We start from the raw sequence: 16,752 nt of genomic DNA on the forward strand, positions 1-16,752 counted from the left end.
GTTAGCACGCTTTGCTAGCAGAAAGACTCCTACTCGCTCATAACTAATTGGGAAAAACACCAGATTGGTATGGACCTATTTGGCAAATTAGTTTTGTGGGCAGATGGTTTTGATAGATGAAACTGAGCCAACGCTCAAATTAACTCCGGCAATTGGAATTAGGGATCTTGTTTCGATACGGTTTTCTAGATATTCGTTTTCACAAGCAGACGTAGCGACCGAAGCGGAATTGGCCGCATTTCTGACATGGAGGTTCATCGGTAAGGTTAGCCCTTGTTGACAAGACGTGGCTTTTCAAGTCGTTTCTGACTACTGCCCGGTTTGCCGGAGTGAATGAAATGTCGATCCGCCTTCTGATAGCCGACGATCATGCGGTGGTAAGGGCGGGTATCACGGCAATGCTGAGTACAACCGATATCGCTGTTGTTGCTGAGGCATGCGATGGCACCGAGGCATTACAGTTAGCCCGAAAGCATCGCCCCGATGTCGCTCTCTTGGACGTACGCATGCCTGAACTCGATGGCATGGCCTGTCTTTCTAAACTAGGAGTCGAATTCCCCGACACTCCCGTCATTATGTTTAGTGCTTATAGGAACCCGACTTACATCGCGAGGGCAGTCGCTCTCGGTGCGATAGGATATCTCACGAAGACCTCGTCGCGAGAAGAACTTATCGAAGCCATCAGGCTTGGAGCTTCTGGTGAGTCGTTGTGGAGTCGAGATGATTTGCGTGCAGTATCCGGATCGCTGTCTAGTGCGCGCTTAGAAAACGCACTAGATGTTCCGCTCACAAAACGGGAGAATGAAGTCCTCAAGCAATTAGCCTTAGGACTCAGCAACAAGGAAATCGCGCAAGCCTTGTCAATTAGCTATGAAACAGTCAAGGAACACGTCCAACACGTTCTAAGAAAACTCGGCGTCTCTGATCGTACCCAGGCCGCAGTATGGGCGGTGCGAAATGGCTTAGTCTGAACGCATTTTGCTCCTATCCGAATCAATACCATTGATTTCTATCTGGCACCTTGTCTGACGAACCAAGAGCCGGATAATACCGGGATGCCAAACTTCGAATTTCCCGACCTTCCCTCCCAGTTTCGCCAGCTGCTCGGCCAATGCCGAGATCTCTACGTCTCAAGTGGAGAACTCTGCGTCCGGGAGTTTCCAAACTTGGTGCCCAAGACCGAGACGGGATTCGTGCAATTGATGGACGACCTCCATCGCGCTTTGGTGGTGAAAGTTTTTGTCACAATCTGTGAAGCGGATAGGCGGTGGAGTACGAACGAAAAATTCCTGGGTGAGGTCCTGCTTTTTCACTTGTGGAGCGAGTGGCTGAAGGAAGACCAGCTCAAGGCAGCCCTCCAGGAGATGTCTGAGAAAGCGACTTCACTCAAATGGTATGCACTCGTGAGGCCGTTTGATCAGATTGTTCCGCTGCGTGAAAGGGTGGGTGAACTAGAAACCATCGTCACGCGATTAGCCAATATCGTCGCCAGGGCAGATGGTCCTTTGAAGCCAAAAGAAGCAATGCGATTGAAAATGATACAGGACGAGCTTCAACGACATCTGCGCCAAATTCCGATCGATGAACCTACCCAACATCAAGAAGAGCGCGAGGCTCGCATCGAGGCGGTTGAGAAAATTCTGCGAGACGCCAAGAACATACCTGATACGACCCACAGTAGTTCGACAGCGCAATCAACTCAGCAAGAAGCGTTTCCCGGTGAGAAAAGCAAGATAAGAATCTCAGAAGAAGTTGCCGGGCCAACGGAGACGCAGACGTCACCGGAAGAGCAACTGCAGGACGCACTAGCAGAGCTAGACCGGCTTATCGGCCTGGAGAATATCAAAGAGGAAGTGCGTACCTTAACGAATTTCCTGAAGATTCAAAACCAACGAGAGCAGGCGGGACTTCCGGCTACCAACTTAAGTCTTCACATGGTTTTCGGCGGCAATCCTGGCACAGGAAAGACTACAGTGGCCCGTATTGTCGGCAAGATTTTTGGCGCGATGGGAATCCTCAAGAAAGGTCATCTTGTCGAAACCGATCGCTCTGGCCTTGTGGCAGAATATGCCGGCCAAACGGGCCCCAAAACGAATCAACGAATTGACGAAGCACTCGACGGTGTCCTGTTTGTCGACGAGGCATATACGTTGATCGCTAGTTCCGGTGAAGATCCTTTTGGTCACGAAGCCGTACAAACGCTGTTAAAACGAATGGAGGATGACCGCGAGCGACTAGTAGTTATCCTAGCAGGGTATCCGGTTGAAATGGCGATCCTATTGCACTCGAATCCAGGTTTGTCGTCGCGTTTTAGCAGAAACCTGGAATTCGTTGATTACACTGCATTGGAACTTGCCCAGATTTTTGGTCTCATGTGTGACAAGAACCGCTATGCGCTTCAACCACTAACACGAGCAAAGGTGATTGTTGGTTTTGACTACCTCTATGCTCGTCGGACTCGTTTCTTCGGTAACGGGCGGACAGCTCGGAACCTCTTCGAACAAGCTATCCGCTTGATGGCCAATCGAATTGTCGGTATTGTCGAACTGACTGTTGAACAACTTTCGACGCTTGAACCAGAGGATATTGAGTTCGATGGAGTACCGATCGAGATCTTTTCGAAACTAAAGGAAGACGGCACACTACGTTTCCACATCGTCTGTCCAAATTGTTCTCACGGCAAAGACGTATCGACCAAGTTTCTCGGTCAAGGCGTTCGTTGTCCTAAGTGTGAGCATAACTTTTCGGCTGACTGGGGTAGTCTCGTTCCCGTCGCCGAGAACGATCCAGAGGCGAAATCAGTCGAAGAGTAGGACTCTGTACTAGCGACGCATTGCATCACGACTGAGTGCTTCGTAAATGCTTGGCTGGGAACTTGGTGCCTGCGAGACAGAAGCAACTTCGTTGTCTTGCACAGGCCAATCCTTCGGGCCGGAAGAGGATATTGGCGTTGGAGTGACTGGTGTGTCTTGTGCTAGTGACGCCCAAGGATTTGACTTGGACCCGTTTGATCTCCTTGGAGTCTGCTGCGGAGCCGAAGCTGGATCTTGCCCGCGCACGACAGCATTTGCTGAAGGACTTACATTGCTTGCCAGTTCAAGTGCAGGTCGGCCTTGCCTCACCCAATCGAGCCAAGAACTTTGCAGCACGACTAGATTGCGATACTCATACCTCTGGTGAAGCGCCCGGGGCCAGTTGCCATCTCGAAGTCCGTCTTCGAGAAAAGCGAGGAACTCCCGCTTGCCTCTCTGGTAAATCAAGAACTGTGCAAGCGAATGTCCCTGAGCGTATAAAGGAAGTACGTCCTGAGGGTACTCCGTCATAGCGAACATCCGGTCGAAGGGGATGCCTCGATTGTGCTGTAAGAAATCGATCAACATTCGTTCCTGCTTTTCGATTTCGCTGCGATGCTCTACCGTAGTACATGCCCCCTCGTCGGCCCAGCGCGGCAAGGGTTGACGGAAATGGCTAGCAAAGATCGTGTGTGTGATTTCGTGAGGCAACACGGAATCGAGTACGCGTTCTCTGGAGCCTTGGATATTCATCCTCCAGCCAAAAACTCTACCTCCTTCGAAAACGAAGCTCGTGGCACCGCCCGCTCCCATTCCGGTGGCGACTTGAGCCTTGATCGGACAGGGCTGCGGCCAATTTGGCAATTCACGCCCCAGCCATTCAAGGGAAAGTTGCTTGCGCCACAGTTCAGCCGTGTCGCCAATCTCACGGGCCAACTGCGGTGTAGGGGCGTCGACTGTGAAATTGGCTGTGCGATACCCAGCGGCACCGAATAGTGTTGATTGAGCGAAGCCGAGTAAAACAATGGCTGCGGACCAAGCGGCCCCATGGGAACGAGCGTCCATGCTCACACCTTGGGTTAGGAGGACTTCTCTGAGTCCAATGGGGAATCAAAGTTCAATAGCATATGATAAGGCGCTACAACTGCATCATACTTGACGCGCGTTGTCAGAACCAAACTAGTTGGCGCTATTAGAAACTTGGATCGATCGGACTTGTAAGGGTTACGGGGATGCCATCGATGTACTGTCCTTCGTCGACGGCGGGCAAACTTTACAAGCTGCCGACTGATTCATCTAGAGCGAATCGAAGAAGAACGCAAAATGCAGCTAGCAATAGGTGCTTCACAGTGAGCAATTACTGCTTTGCACGGAATTTATCGATGAGACGTCCAGGGGATCCCATAGAGTTGTAGCCGCCATCGAGATGAAGTATCTCGCCTGTAATCCCCGAGGACATTTCTGAGAGCAGGAAGCAGCCGCTGTTGCCAGCTTCTTCATGGGTAATATTGCGTCCCAAAGGAGCCATGGCTTCGTAAAGCCCCAGCATCTCGTCGACTCCCGCCCCCCGGCCAGAAATGGTTTGTAGAGGGCCGGCACTCAAAGCGTTGACGCGAATTCCTCGAGGGCCCAAATCATAGGCCAGATATTTGACTATCGAATCGAGGGCTGCCTTGCATACTCCCATCACATTGTAACCGGGGACCGTTTTCTCACCGCCGAAGTAAGTCAGGGTGAGAATGCTAGCTCCATCATTGAGCACTGGCTGAGCAGCATTAGCCAAGGCAATCAAACTGTAGGCACTGATGTCCATCGCCAACTTGAACCCCGCGCGACTGGTGGCAATTGTGTCTCCCTTGAGATCATCCGGGAGGGCAAAAGCAATCGCGTGAAGGAGAAAGTCGATCTTCCCAAGCTCGCTCCCACAACGATCCATCACAGCCTGGATATGTTCATCGTTTGTCACATCCACTGGCTGAAGAAACCTCACTTGGGGATTCCCATCCGTGAGCTTCTGGACGCGATTGAGATTCTTCTGACGAGTGTCGTCGGGCTTGTCGGGCATGTAGGAGAAACCGCACTCGGCTCCTTCGCCCATGATGCGGTCAGCTATCGCCCAAGCAATCGATTGCTTGTTGAATACTCCCGTAATCAGTCCTTTTTTTCCCGCAAATACGCCCATTACGAACTCCTCGACTCAATATCAATCTGCTTGTGAGTTAAAAATTGGCTACTGCATGCCTTACGCGACAGTTGTCGGAAGCAGAATAACACCCCAGTACCCTTTGCCAATAGGGGCCGAATTGACCTGAACCGTAGGATTTCCTGCAGGATTTTGGACATTACATAGGACTGTATCTATTTGTTGTCAGTGGGCCTACATAGCAGATCGATTTGACTAATAAAAATGATATCTATAAGATAACTCATTGGCAGACAACAATGATGTCGTATTGACTACTCTTGATCAAACAAGTCGCTTTCGATTCCAACTCTATTACTACTGTACTAATCATGACAACACCTTTCTCCCAAAACTACGAACTCTCCCTCCTCTTGCTGGAGCAGGTCGAAAACTCCTCTTCTTCGGGGGAGTTCTGGGAAAAGGCACTGCCAGTCGTGCGGCAGATTCTCAAAGTTGAGAGCCTAGTTGTACTGCAATCGGTTCCCCCAGAGTGGAGACGGAAGGGCCAGGCCGGCGAGGTTCCTAAGGAGATACCAGCAGAACTCGCTGCAGAGGCTCTCGACAGGCTTGCTCCCGCTCGATCAGGAAGTTGGATTGCTTTGCCGCTCGATCAGAAGAAAGTGCTGCTGTTGAATGGGTCCATTGACGACGACAAGTGTAAGGGACTGCAGGGAACTTTGACTTTGATTCATCAACTCGTCGAGCAGCGTCAGCAACGAACACGACGAATCCTTCGCCTGGAAAAACTACTGGAAATAACGCACGCCTGGGGGCAATCCGAGTGCATGCAGTCGCTGCTCGAAGCGATGGCCAACGCGGCAACCGAATTGTTGGATGCCGATAGAGCCAGCATTTTTCTGTGGGACAAAGCGAACAAGATGCTAGTAGGACGACCTGCCCTGGGAATTAAGGCAGATGGCGAACTGCGAATTCCTGACGATCGGGGAATCGTCGGCCATGTGGTTCAAACTCGCGAACCTCGTCGAGTAGGTGGTGGGATGGATGACAGCCAGATTGACCGTAAGATCGATCAGGAGACTGGCTACACCACGCGTACTCTTATTTGTGTGCCACTCATTGGCCCTCAAGGACAGTGTATGGGTGCGTTTGAAGTCCTCAATAAGAATGAAGGGCTTTTCACCGACGAAGATGAACAAGGTCTGATCGAGTTGGCAGCCCATGCCGCCGTCACCCTGGAGAACACACAACAGTGGGAAGAACTTCTTTCCAAACATCAACTGCTGGTAGAAGAAGCAGCCGAGGGGTTGCAGCTGATCGGCGAAAGTGCCGCCATTGGGGCTGTCCGCTCGACTATTCGGCGTATTGCTGATACGGACCTCGCTATCCTAGTATTAGGAGAAAATGGCACGGGCAAGGAAATTGTTGCTCGTTCGATCCACTACCTCAGCCGGCGCCGTGACCAACCCTTTATTGCCGTCAATTGCGCGGCACTCACTGAGTCCTTGCTCGAAAGCGAATTGTTCGGCCATGAAAAAGGTGCCTTTACCGATGCCCATGAGACCCGCGCTGGCAAGTTTGAACTCGCCACAGGAGGAACCCTGTTTCTCGACGAGATAGGAGACATGAGTCTCAGCGGACAGGCCAAGCTGCTGCGGGTTCTGGAAGACAAGACCATTGTGCGGGTTGGAGGCTCGCAAACGATCCATACCGAAGTACGAATTCTCGCCGCCACGAATCAGAATCTGGCGAAAATGGTGCGTGAAAAGCGTTTTCGCGAGGACCTGTTCTTTCGGCTTAATGTGGTGAGCCTTGAATTGCCCCCTTTGCGGGAACGGGGCGACGACGTGTTGCTGCTCTCCGATCACTTCCTGGAAACCTTCTGTCGCAATATGGGGCGAAGCAAACCACAGTTCTCTCCATCGGCAAAGAACAAACTACTCGAACATCCGTGGCCCGGCAACATTCGTGAACTTCGCAATCTCATGGAACGGTTGGCATACCTTACTACGGGGGACCGCATCGAAGCCGACGACCTGGCGTTTATCAACGCCGGGGCAGGGGGGGACGCGCTGCATTTTGATTTCAACGCCTCCCTGGCCGACGCGACGCGTGATTTTCAACAGAAATACATTAAGCAGACAATTGATAACGCCGGAGGCAACATGAGCAAGGCTGCCAAACGTCTGAATCTCCATCGCTCGAATTTGTATCGCAAGTTGAAGCAACTTGAGATGGGGATCGGCGAGGAAGACGATGAGGGTGAAGGTTCATAGCTTTGTTGCTTCAGGCGGAGAGATTTAACCAAAGATCGACACGGATGAAATTCAGATAAGATAACACTCTATATCACATCCGTGTTTCATCCGTGACTGTCCGTGGCCAAACACTCATTATTGGTTGCAACCAGGGCGATTCCGTGGGGAAGACACCCTGCCTGACAGTTTTTGGAATCACATGCTGGAAGCCCGCGCCACGAAGAACCCTCTTGATGCAACATGCGTCATTATTGAGGCTAACGAAACGTCACGGATGACCTTCTTGTTAATATTGGCTTCTTTGCTCGGTTAGGCGTTTATGACTAAAACACCCTTTCTGACAACACGGTGGTCTTACTTGGCGATGTTGAATTATGAGATCGATCCCCAAGTATTGAGATCCTTCGTGCCACCTCACACGGAACTTGATTCGTTCAACCATCGGCATTATGTGAGCATGGTCGGGTTTCTCTACGACGATACTCGGATCAAGGGACTGGCCATCCCGGGTCACCGGCAGTTTGCGGAAGTGAATCTGCGTTTTTACGTGCGATATCAAGCTGCGGAGGGATGGCGGCGCGGTGTGGTGTTTATTAGAGAAGTGGTTCCCCGGCGTGCAGTCGCCTGGATCGCTCGTAAACTTTATGAGGAGAAGTTTGTGTGCCTGCCGATGCGGCATGTTATCAAACCCAGTAAAGTAGAATACTCCTGGTGGTACGACGGAGCCTGGCAGCGATTGGCGATTGATGTGACCGGGGATGCCGAGCTACCCGCAGAGGGGAGCGAGGAGGAATTTATTACCGAGCATTACTGGGGTTATACGGCGCGTCGTGATGGATCGACAAGCGAGTACCGGGTTGCGCACCCGCGATGGAGAGTCAGGCAAACTGGATCAGCGGTATTGGACTGCAAGGTGAATGAGTTCTATGGGGCCGAGTTTGCTGAAGCACTATCAGGGACGCCAACTTCGGCGTTTTTGGCTGAGGGGTCGGCGGTGGAAATTTATGCGGGGTGCAAGGTGTTATAGGGCTGTTGAAACCACTGGTCGCTCGTATTTGACTGGCCCAGAACATGAAAGCAACCAGTCCGAAAGTTGGGTGGTAGAACGTTACCGTTTGGAGACAACATGACTGCACTCATCACATTCGTACTGAGCAATTTCACGCTCACGTTTTTGGTGATCGGGCTTATCGTGTCGGGATCGTCCTTGCTTGTAAGTCGCCCCAAGTCGTCCTATGAGGTCGTGGACCGGTTTCTGGCAGGATACCTATTCTTTGCGATCGGACTTTGTTTTCTCTATAACTTTGTCATGCACGTTTTCTTTGCTGAGAGGGCGGCGGCATTTATCGGGTGGGATAATAGTCCCTTTCAGTATGAAGTGGGCTATGCCAGTTTAGGATTTGCTGCAGTTGCTCTACTGGCCCATCGCAGCACTTATCATTTTCGGCTGGCGGCCATTCTCGGGCCGGCGCTATTCATGTGGGGTGCTGCCATTGGGCACATTTATCAAATCGTAACCAAACACAACTACGCGCCTGGAAACGCGGGCATCATGTTGTGGTCAGATATTTTTTTGCCCGTGATTGGATTTGCGCTTTTGTATTTTGATTATCCGCATTCGAAAGTACAGGAATAGGACGCGCTCTCCTGTGGGATCCGGCTAGGCCGACCGCTCGGAATGTCCCAAGTTCTTATCTGGGGCGATGCTGTCGCGTACCATCTGTTTAAGTTCTTTGATGTCGGGGAAGCGGCCCTGCTGGGTGCGCGACCAGATGAGTTTGCTATCAACGTGGACTTCGAAGATGCCGCCGGCCCCTGGCTTGAGGGTGAGAGTGGTGATTTCTTGTTCGAAGGTGGTCAGCAGTTCCTGTGCCATCCAGGCGGCGCGAAGTAGCCAGCGGCATTGAGTACAGTAGTGGATTTCGATATGGTGGGAGGCCATGATTTGCTGGTCGTTAAAGTGTCCCGTCCGAAATGGGGAGCCTACTCGTAGGTGCAGAGATAGGCGGTTTCTTCGGCAACTTTGAGGTGGAACTTCTCGTTGGCGGCGACGATAAACGACTCGTAGGCGGAGAAATCTATCCACTTCGTTTCGCCGGGGAGCCTTACGGTCAAAGTACCACTTACGACCGTGACGGTTTCTTTCTTCGAGGTGTTAAACTCGTACTCGCCAATGGCCATAACTCCAACGGTGGCGGGGAGGGTCTTGGTTTGGAATGCGATTGATTTCACATTGCCGTCAAAGTATTCATTCACTTGTAGCATGTGCGCAAGCTCTCTAAGCAAGAATAACTGTTGAATCTCGTGCGAGTTGAGATTGTACCTATTCGGGGGAGTCCGTCCAGGATGGGGTGGGGGGGAACTGGTCGCTGTCCTTCGACGGATTCGAACGAGTTCAGGACAGGGAAGCGACCAGTCCGTAGGGGATTGATCTGGTATATTGGGGCCTGTTTCCGATCATTTATCTTTGGACGCTTGCTATGCAAACCATCACCTATGGCCGTTTGGCACTCTCGTTTCTTCCAGTCCTAGTCGTATTTGCCGTTATGGCACGCTGGTCGATACCTACGGGCAGAACCGTGACCGCTGTTATGCGGATGTTGGTTCAATTGCTCGCGGTGGGATATGTGCTTACATTTATCTTTGAGACTGACCACGCGGCGATTGTGATGGCTACATTGGCATTGATGATCACCGCGGCGAGTTGGATCTCACTGGGACCAGTGCAAGAAGTCCGGGGACGATTGTTTCTCAAGGCCTTCGTTGCGATCTGCTTGGGGAGTGTAGCAACATTGGCGTTAATTACCCAGGGAGTGCTGGATAGCGATCCTTGGTTTGAGCCACGGCAACTGATTCCCCTGGGAGGGATGATTTTTGCCAATTCGATGAACACGGTTAGCATTGCTGCCGAGCGATTTCTGTCTGAGTGTGCATTGGAGATCGACTACGAGCAGGCCCGCCACCGAGCCATGAGGGCAGCGCTGATTCCCCTGACGAATTCACTGCTCGCGGTCGGGATTGTCTCATTTCCTGGGATGATGACGGGACAGATTCTTGCCGGGGAATCACCGGTCATTGCTGCTCGCTATCAGATCATGGTGATGTGTATGGTATTTGGGGCAGGGGGTATTTCCGCAGCAAGTTTTCTAGCGATGCTACGTGGAAAAGCGGAAATCAATCATAAATGACGAATCGAAGTAGTTTGTATCGATCGGGTGGAATGTCGCTAGTCATCGGTAAATGATCGATACGCGCGGCTAGCGCCATTCCGATCGCCATCACCCCGGCTTGTGCATCACCCAGCGGACGAGCATGCCGTTGCCGTCGTCGAAATAGCGATAAGACGAGGGGAAAAAAGTCACGTAGCGATTGTAGGTTTGCACGTCGACCAACTGGAGGGCCCGCTCGCGGTTTGCGACCAGATTATCAAACCAGGCACGCAGGGTAGGGCGGTAGTCATGGATCGAGCGATGGGAAATACGGAAGCCGGCGCCCTCGAAGGCATGAAGCCATTCGTTGTAGGTGCTTCCGATCGAGCCGGGGAAATAGATTTGCGAACAGATTGCCGTTGCGAAGAGCTTAGGGGGGACGCGACAGAAAAAGTGGTGAACTGCTCGACCACCGGGTTTCAAGGCATCGAATAATTTCTTACTCAAAGATTCGATCTCATTGGGTCTTACGTGTTCAAATGAACCGATGGAATAGATCACATCGTATTCATTGGGCTGGTAGTCGCGGGTGATGAAATTGTCGAATGAGACGTTGAATCCGTTGTGCTGCTCGTTGTAGGTGACCTGTTCTTGGGAGAGAGTGATGCCATGCAGATTCTCTTTTTCCCCGGTATGCTCGTAGAGTCGCTTGAGCATGGCGCCCCAACCGCAACCGAGTTCAAGGATTTTCTCACCGGGTTGCGGGTCGATCAGTTTCAGAATGAAATCAGCCTTATTTTGCTGGGCTTCTTCAATGGTCTCATCTGGCCGATGAAAATCGGCGCACGTGTAGAACATGTACTTTTTGTCGAGGAACAATTCATAGAATTCGTTCGATACGTCGTAATGTTCAGCAATTCCCAAGAGATGGTCTTGCTTCATTTTGGCCGAGAGCAGCGCCCATCGGAGTGGCCGCAGGGGCCAATGATCGCGTACAAACTGCACTGCTGCGGGGAGCGGCCCTGTAATTTCCTGCCAAATTGCTTCCTCATTGAGTGGCTCAGGGGACCGAATCTTGTCGTTCAGCCAGGCATAGGAGACGCCATAGGGGACTGCTTCGCAGACATTCAGAACTTTGCGTGCCAAAAAATTCACAATTTGAACCCCTGTTGAGACCTATTCGACGACATGTAGGCACTCATCATAGTCAGAATGTCGCGAATTGAAATCGTCTTCCAAAGAAACACTGGCTTTGTCTGCTCGGGGTGAGTAAATTAGCAGAATCGCCAACACTGTCAAATTCTCCCCCGACTTCCAAGGTATTTAGCCATGTCCCAGCCCAAGAATGTCCTAGGAACCGAATTACAGCCTTGCTCGCTCGATCCGCTCACCGGTTTTTATCGGGATGGCTGTTGCCGCACTGGTCGCGACGACATGGGGCTCCACACGGTTTGCGTGCAAGTTACGGAAGAATTCCTGGAATTCTCAAAAGCCGTGGGCAACGACCTCAGCACGCCCAATCCGTTTTATGATTTTGCTGGCCTATCGCCCGGAGATCGCTGGTGCCTCTGTGCGCCACGTTGGAAAGAAGCCCTGGAAGCTGGAATGGCTCCACAGGTGGTGCTGGAATCGACGCATATCTCGACTCTTGAGTTTGCCGACCTAGAAGACTTGCAGGATCATGCGGTTCAGGAACCGGCACAGGGTGAATAGGTGTCGAATTAAACCAGACGAAAAGGCTGGGTGAATATCTTGACGTTATGAATTCTTCTACAATTGTGTCACTCCTGTTTACAGTCGCGTGCCTTGCGATTCCTCAAGCTTTGTCTCAAGAACTTGAGCAGGCAGCGGTCCAGCGATCCACTATCGGGCACTCTTTTCTCGGCAAGCCAATTCAGTGCGAAGTCTACGGAGACGGTCCCGATGTGTTGCTCGTACTGGCAACGATCCATGGCAATGAGGCTGCCGGGACGCCGCTCTTGACAGCATTTGCTGACTGGCTGATGAATCATCCAGTCGAGTTGACAGGTCACAAGGTAGTATTGATCCCAGTGGCGAATCCAGATGGCATGACGGCAAACGCGCGTTTCAATTCACGAGGAGTCGATCTCAATCGCAATTTCCCCGCGGGCAATTGGGACAAAGGTGAAATTTCGCTACATGGGCAGTCTCCTCTATCCGAACCTGAATCTCGTGCGTTGTTACAGGCGATTGCCCATCATTTCCCTGACCGTATCATAAGCATTCACCAGCCACTGGAATGTATTGATTACGATGGTCCAGCGCTTGAATTGGCTACGTCCATGGCGGGCGAGTGTCCACTTCAAGTAAAGAAGTTGGGGGGACTTCCGGGTTCGCTGGGCTCTTTTGTCGGCGAATCGATGAGAAAGCCCATCATCACCTTGGAACTACCCAAAGAAGCAGGCAAAGATCCACAAGTCCTCTGGGATCTCTATGGAAAATCGCTCATTGCCGCAATGCAATTCCGTGAGTCCGAGAAATCCGAATGAGATTCTTGTGGACACTAGTTGCACTAGCACTAGCCTCGCTACACAGTGGTCTCTGCTGCCTAATTATTCTTCCTATTGCTACAGCACAGGAACTACCAGTGCAATCGTCCACGGAACAACGACTGGTTGAACTTGCGCAAAGCGTCCCAGGTACAATTGGCTATCACGTCGCTCTGGTAAACGGAGAGGTGCTTTATTCTCACTTGGGGGATGAAGCGTTTCCGCAAGCTAGTGCGATCAAAATTCCACTTCTGATGGAAGTTCTAGCTCAGCGAGAAGAGCGGCAACTCGATTGGAATGCACTGCATCCAATTCTTGCTAAGCATCAGGTAGGTGGGAGTGGCATTCTTTCCGAATTCACGGATGGTGGTTCTCAACTTAATACGGCAGACCTCTGCACATTGATGATCGTCTTGAGCGACAATACGGCAACAAATATGTTGATCGACTTGGTGGGAATGGAAAGCGTGAACCGACGTATGGATTCTCTAGGATTGCGTAAAACTCGCCTGAATCGGCTCATGATGGATACGGCTGCCAGCGCGCGGGGGGAGGAAAATGTTGCGACTCCTCAAGAGGCATGTCGGGTTATGCGTCTACTGGCACAAGGAAAGTTTATTGATCCAGAAATCAGCAATGAACTGTTGGCGATGTTACGCAAGCCAAAATCAACGGCGATCCGCAAAGCCATCGCTGCCGAGATACCAGTAGCCTCCAAACCGGGTGCGATTCCTGGAGTAGCCACTGAATGGGCAGTTGTCGAACTACCCGGGCAACCGTATGTGATGATTTTTATGGGTAAGGAAGGCTCGGAGAATGAATTCAACCAAGTATTCACCGAGATGGCCAAGTGCATCCACAATAGACTGATCGAGAAAGAATGATTCTCCTTCGAAACGAATTCAATGGATGCCTAGCTTGGGTCCTGTTGTTTGGTTTGTTTCAACCGAACTCAGGTGGTGGTGAGCCACGCTGTCTCGTCGACGGTTGCAAGTTGGAGCTTGTCGCTGAAGAACCTGCGATCGTTACTCCGATTGGGGTAACATTTGACAACCAGGGCCGGTTGCTCGTCGTCGAATCGCACACCCATCAACGCGGCGACAATTACGAGGGACCTGAAGGCGATCGGCTGCGGAGACTGAGTGATACCGACGGCGATGGCCGTTTCGACCATTGGCAAACTTTCGCTGAAGGGTTTCGCCATGCAATGAACGTGGCCGTGCGAGATGACGATGCAGTCTATCTAGTCACCCGAAATGATGTGCTTCTTCTACGTGACACCGATGGCGACGGCAAATCCGACAAGAATGAACGCGTCGCCAAGATCGAAACAGATATTGATTATCCGCACAATGGACTCAGCGGGATTTTCATTCACGGAGACATTCTCTATCTGGGGGTCGGTGAAAACTTTGGTGGCGACTATGAGATCGTCGGAAGTGATGGTCGGCGGATCAAGAATTCGGGAGGAGTGGGTACAATCTACCGATGCAAATTAGATGGATCGGAGCTCACTCGTTGGGCCGATGGGTTTTGGAATCCCTTTTCGCTGTGCATGGCCGCAGGGGAGCTTTTTTGCGTTGACAACGATCCCGATGCCAGCCCCCCTTGCCGGCTGATCAACGTATTGCCATCGGGTGATTATGGCCACCGCTTCGAATACGGCAGGGCGGGTGTACATCCCCTGCAAGCCTGGAATGGAGAACTCCCGGGAACGCTACCGATGGTTTGTGGCACGGGGGAAGCACCTACGGCAATTCTCTATCATCGCGGCTATCTCTGGGTAACCAGTTGGGGTGACCACCGAATTGAGCGATATCAACTCACACCGCAGAAAGATGGCACCTACGCTGCTCAGCTGACTGTCGTGGTACAGGGGGATGCCGATTTTCGACCGACGGGAATGGCAGTTGCTCCGGATGGTTCGATTTACTTTGCTGATTGGGTGGACCGCAGTTATCCCGTGCATGGTAAAGGGCGACTTTGGCGATTGGAACTCCCACCAGAGATGCAGACAACGCTTGCGCCGCTCAATGAACGGCCTGAGCCGGTGCCGCCGAAGCTGGTAAGCCTGCACTCTAAGCGATGGAACGGTTCTATACTTAAGGATGAACTACCCGGGATTCTTCGCGACGCCCTGGTAAGTAGCGATCCCGAAATTCGGCTGTTTGCCGTGCGGTGGATTGCCGAAGAACGCCTTACGGAGTTGCTGCCTGATCTAGAACGCCTGTTGGACGAGCCGCCTCCCAGTGAGCGTTACTATTTGGCGATACTGGGAGCCATTGATTGGCTTAGTCGAGAGCCAAAGCAACGGCAACAAGGTATCGCCGATGAATTGCTGGTCCAAGAACTCGAGAATCCGAAGAGGAGTGCAGAAACTCGCGCATTGGCCTTGAGCCTCAGTTCCCCCGACTACCAGCATCTCACGCCATCCAAGCTCCGTGAATTCCTGAATTCGGATTCCAACGAATTGCGGCTAGCAGCGGTTCGATCGCTCGCTGATCGATCGACTCCTGATAGATTACCCGTGTTGGAGGAAATCGTTAATGATCCGGAACAGACCCTGGATATTCGTATCGAGGCTTTGAATGGACTGGCGGCAGAATTTGATGAGCATCGAAACCTGTTTGAGGCTCTTTCGACGAGTAAGAATACTACTCTACGAAAGGAAGCCGAGAGAATCTTGCGGCTTCGCGGTCTCGGTAGCGTCTTCCCAGAGGAACAGCCCTCGGCCGGTGATTTGCAGGCTTGGTTTGATCTGCTGGCCGAGCCTGGAGACGCTGACTCGGGACGACGGCTGTTCTTTAGCCCGGTCGGCCCTCAGTGCAGCGTTTGCCATCGCTTTGAAGGACGTGGTGGAAACATTGGCCCCGATCTCTCCCAGGTTGGCAAGCAGATGTCTCGCGAGCGAGTGATCACTTCGATTCTCGATCCGAGCCGAGAAATTGCCCCGCAATACCAGCCTTGGATTCTAGTCACAGATGAAGGGCAAACCTTTGTCGGCTTACGGCTCCCAAAGGCGGGCGACGATGGGTTGGAACCCTATTCTGACACCGGCGGCAAGACATTTGTACTTCCCAGCGAATTGATCGCCCATCGGGAGCCTGCGAGTACTTCGATCATGCCAGACGGACTAACAGAGAATTTGTCTATCCAAGATCTACGTGATCTGGTTACGTTTTTGGTCTCGGAAGCTGAGGCTGGTAAATAATCCCAGTTTGCTTACTCAAAGAGCTGTCGCACGGTGAGCGAGAAATCAGGGGCCGCAAGAGGCGAGAGGATGTCGTCGTTGCTGCGTGATTCGATAGCATGGTAGATTATCCCTTTGGGCTCCCGATGGACAATCACCGCTTGCTGGTCTAGATCGGCGATCCAGTACTCCTCAATGCCTGCTGCGGCGTAAACAGGGAGCTTTACCTCTCGGTCCCTTTTCAAGGAAGAACCGGAAGCCTCTATCAATAATTGGACATCCTCGGGCTGGGGATATTGCTGCTTGTAGCCCTCGGCTTTGCGACGGAGTAGCATGAAATCAGGATCGAATACATTTCCGTCATCGAGAGGAAGTGTTGCTTGAATGGCTACTTGAAAATCCGTTAAGAGAGGCGCAAACAGATCAACTATATAAATCAGAAACTGATTGTGAGGTATTCCAGCAGGTGACATATCAACAACGACTCCTCCGATAAGTTCTACCTTATCGCTTGGACCTAAGACTCCTGCGTCGACCATGTGCAGGTACTTCTCAGTCGTGAAGCGACTCACCGGAAGAAACGGGGGAATGTCAGCGATGGATAGAGGCATGGTGGACATGGCTGAATTATAACACGCCAGGGGTTGAGGGCATAATACTGAATCAACAACGGAGAGAAGCATTTTCTGATTCGGTCCCAATCCGGCGGT

The 16,752-nt window shown here is 51.8% G+C and carries 16 protein-coding genes; 10 read left to right on the forward strand and 6 right to left on the reverse strand.

Going from position 1 to position 16,752, the window contains the following annotated elements:
- Positions 1–338: 338 nt before the first annotated feature.
- The gene (locus tag Pr1d_RS01050) at positions 339–971 is read left to right on the forward strand and encodes a response regulator (protein ID WP_148071772.1); all 633 of its coding nucleotides are present in this window, start codon (positions 339–341) and stop codon (positions 969–971) included.
- An 84-nt stretch (positions 972–1,055) separates the two neighbouring features.
- Positions 1,056–2,813: an AAA family ATPase gene (locus Pr1d_RS01055; protein ID WP_148071773.1), complete on the forward strand. Its 1,758-nt coding sequence runs from the start codon at positions 1,056–1,058 to the stop codon at positions 2,811–2,813.
- 9 nt (positions 2,814–2,822) lie between these two features.
- Here the strand turns inward: Pr1d_RS01055 and Pr1d_RS01060 are convergent, their stop codons facing one another.
- Both Pr1d_RS01060 and Pr1d_RS01065 read right to left on the reverse strand, forming a co-directional pair.
- On the reverse strand, positions 2,823–3,857 hold the full coding sequence (locus tag Pr1d_RS01060) for a hypothetical protein (RefSeq protein WP_148071774.1): 1,035 nt from the start codon (positions 3,855–3,857) through the stop codon (positions 2,823–2,825).
- Positions 3,858–4,149: 292 nt separating this feature from the next.
- Positions 4,150–4,974 carry an enoyl-ACP reductase FabI gene (locus Pr1d_RS01065; RefSeq protein ID WP_148071775.1) on the reverse strand — a complete coding sequence of 275 codons (825 nt, stop codon included), beginning with the start codon at positions 4,972–4,974 and terminating at the stop codon, positions 4,150–4,152.
- Between the two features lie 332 nt (positions 4,975–5,306).
- On the opposite strand from Pr1d_RS01065, the gene Pr1d_RS01070 reads away from it, so the two are divergent.
- From Pr1d_RS01070 to Pr1d_RS01080, 3 genes are all read left to right on the forward strand, one after another.
- On the forward strand, positions 5,307–7,211 hold the full coding sequence (locus Pr1d_RS01070; protein WP_148071776.1) for a sigma-54-dependent Fis family transcriptional regulator: 1,905 nt from the start codon (positions 5,307–5,309) through the stop codon (positions 7,209–7,211).
- A gap of 301 nt (positions 7,212–7,512) precedes the next feature.
- The gene (locus tag Pr1d_RS01075; RefSeq protein ID WP_148071777.1) at positions 7,513–8,220 is read left to right on the forward strand and encodes a YqjF family protein; all 708 of its coding nucleotides are present in this window, start codon (positions 7,513–7,515) and stop codon (positions 8,218–8,220) included.
- A 99-nt stretch (positions 8,221–8,319) separates the two neighbouring features.
- Entirely contained in the window at positions 8,320–8,829 is a 510-nt protein-coding gene (locus Pr1d_RS01080; protein WP_148071778.1) for a DUF6790 family protein, read from the forward strand.
- A gap of 24 nt (positions 8,830–8,853) precedes the next feature.
- Here the strand turns inward: Pr1d_RS01080 and Pr1d_RS01085 are convergent, their stop codons facing one another.
- Together Pr1d_RS01085 and ppnP are read right to left on the reverse strand one after the other, a co-directional pair.
- A complete protein-coding gene (locus Pr1d_RS01085; RefSeq protein WP_148071779.1) occupies positions 8,854–9,135 on the reverse strand; it encodes a SelT/SelW/SelH family protein in 282 nt (93 codons plus the stop codon).
- A 41-nt stretch (positions 9,136–9,176) separates the two neighbouring features.
- Positions 9,177–9,458 (reverse strand): pyrimidine/purine nucleoside phosphorylase, encoded by a 282-nt coding sequence (ppnP, locus tag Pr1d_RS01090; protein ID WP_148071780.1) that lies wholly within the window; start codon positions 9,456–9,458, stop codon positions 9,177–9,179.
- Positions 9,459–9,673: 215 nt separating this feature from the next.
- Between ppnP and Pr1d_RS01095 the strand changes: the two genes are divergently transcribed.
- The gene (locus Pr1d_RS01095) at positions 9,674–10,381 is read left to right on the forward strand and encodes an ABC transporter permease (protein ID WP_148071781.1); all 708 of its coding nucleotides are present in this window, start codon (positions 9,674–9,676) and stop codon (positions 10,379–10,381) included.
- A 90-nt stretch (positions 10,382–10,471) separates the two neighbouring features.
- On the opposite strand, the gene Pr1d_RS01100 is transcribed toward Pr1d_RS01095, so the two are convergent.
- The gene (locus Pr1d_RS01100; RefSeq protein WP_148071782.1) at positions 10,472–11,497 is read right to left on the reverse strand and encodes an SAM-dependent methyltransferase; all 1,026 of its coding nucleotides are present in this window, start codon (positions 11,495–11,497) and stop codon (positions 10,472–10,474) included.
- A 174-nt stretch (positions 11,498–11,671) separates the two neighbouring features.
- Here Pr1d_RS01100 and Pr1d_RS01105 point away from each other — a divergent pair, with 174 nt between their 5' ends.
- The 4 genes from Pr1d_RS01105 (at position 11,672) to Pr1d_RS01120 (ending at position 16,063) form a co-directional block, all read left to right on the forward strand.
- Positions 11,672–12,055 carry a DUF2237 family protein gene (locus Pr1d_RS01105; protein ID WP_148071783.1) on the forward strand — a complete coding sequence of 128 codons (384 nt, stop codon included), beginning with the start codon at positions 11,672–11,674 and terminating at the stop codon, positions 12,053–12,055.
- A gap of 47 nt (positions 12,056–12,102) precedes the next feature.
- Complete coding sequence (locus Pr1d_RS01110) at positions 12,103–12,852, forward strand: DUF2817 domain-containing protein (protein ID WP_148071784.1); 750 nt, start codon at positions 12,103–12,105, stop codon at positions 12,850–12,852.
- A 98-nt stretch (positions 12,853–12,950) separates the two neighbouring features.
- Positions 12,951–13,736 (forward strand): serine hydrolase, encoded by a 786-nt coding sequence (locus tag Pr1d_RS01115; protein ID WP_210417849.1) that lies wholly within the window; start codon positions 12,951–12,953, stop codon positions 13,734–13,736.
- A complete protein-coding gene (locus tag Pr1d_RS01120; RefSeq protein WP_148071786.1) occupies positions 13,733–16,063 on the forward strand; it encodes a PVC-type heme-binding CxxCH protein in 2,331 nt (776 codons plus the stop codon). Before Pr1d_RS01115 ends, Pr1d_RS01120 begins: the two co-directional genes overlap by 4 nt.
- Before the next feature lie 11 nt (positions 16,064–16,074).
- Here Pr1d_RS01120 and Pr1d_RS01125 read toward each other — a convergent pair whose 3' ends face one another.
- On the reverse strand, positions 16,075–16,662 hold the full coding sequence (locus tag Pr1d_RS01125) for a Uma2 family endonuclease (RefSeq protein ID WP_168204991.1): 588 nt from the start codon (positions 16,660–16,662) through the stop codon (positions 16,075–16,077).
- Positions 16,663–16,752 lie beyond the last annotated feature (90 nt).

Origin of the sequence: Bythopirellula goksoeyrii (assembly GCF_008065115.1) — a bacterium.
Taxonomy (GTDB): Bacteria; Planctomycetota; Planctomycetia; order Pirellulales; family Lacipirellulaceae; genus Bythopirellula; species Bythopirellula goksoeyrii.

What these genes read in the sequence shown, in the direction of transcription:
- Pr1d_RS01050 (WP_148071772.1), top strand. Translation starts at nt 339, where the DNA reads ATGTCGATCCGCCTTCTGATAGCCGACGATCATGCGGTGGTAAGGGCG.
- Pr1d_RS01055 (WP_148071773.1), top strand. Translation starts at nt 1,056, where the DNA reads ATGCCAAACTTCGAATTTCCCGACCTTCCCTCCCAGTTTCGCCAGCTG.
- Pr1d_RS01060 (WP_148071774.1), bottom strand. Translation starts at nt 3,857, where the DNA reads ATGGACGCTCGTTCCCATGGGGCCGCTTGGTCCGCAGCCATTGTTTTA.
- Pr1d_RS01065 (WP_148071775.1), bottom strand. Translation starts at nt 4,974, where the DNA reads ATGGGCGTATTTGCGGGAAAAAAAGGACTGATTACGGGAGTATTCAAC.
- Pr1d_RS01070 (WP_148071776.1), top strand. Translation starts at nt 5,307, where the DNA reads ATGACAACACCTTTCTCCCAAAACTACGAACTCTCCCTCCTCTTGCTG.
- Pr1d_RS01075 (WP_148071777.1), top strand. Translation starts at nt 7,513, where the DNA reads ATGACTAAAACACCCTTTCTGACAACACGGTGGTCTTACTTGGCGATG.
- Pr1d_RS01080 (WP_148071778.1), top strand. Translation starts at nt 8,320, where the DNA reads ATGACTGCACTCATCACATTCGTACTGAGCAATTTCACGCTCACGTTT.
- Pr1d_RS01085 (WP_148071779.1), bottom strand. Translation starts at nt 9,135, where the DNA reads ATGGCCTCCCACCATATCGAAATCCACTACTGTACTCAATGCCGCTGG.
- ppnP (WP_148071780.1), bottom strand. Translation starts at nt 9,458, where the DNA reads ATGCTACAAGTGAATGAATACTTTGACGGCAATGTGAAATCAATCGCA.
- Pr1d_RS01095 (WP_148071781.1), top strand. Translation starts at nt 9,674, where the DNA reads ATGCAAACCATCACCTATGGCCGTTTGGCACTCTCGTTTCTTCCAGTC.
- Pr1d_RS01105 (WP_148071783.1), top strand. Translation starts at nt 11,672, where the DNA reads ATGTCCCAGCCCAAGAATGTCCTAGGAACCGAATTACAGCCTTGCTCG.
- Pr1d_RS01110 (WP_148071784.1), top strand. Translation starts at nt 12,103, where the DNA reads ATGAATTCTTCTACAATTGTGTCACTCCTGTTTACAGTCGCGTGCCTT.
- Pr1d_RS01120 (WP_148071786.1), top strand. Translation starts at nt 13,733, where the DNA reads ATGATTCTCCTTCGAAACGAATTCAATGGATGCCTAGCTTGGGTCCTG.
- Pr1d_RS01125 (WP_168204991.1), bottom strand. Translation starts at nt 16,662, where the DNA reads ATGTCCACCATGCCTCTATCCATCGCTGACATTCCCCCGTTTCTTCCG.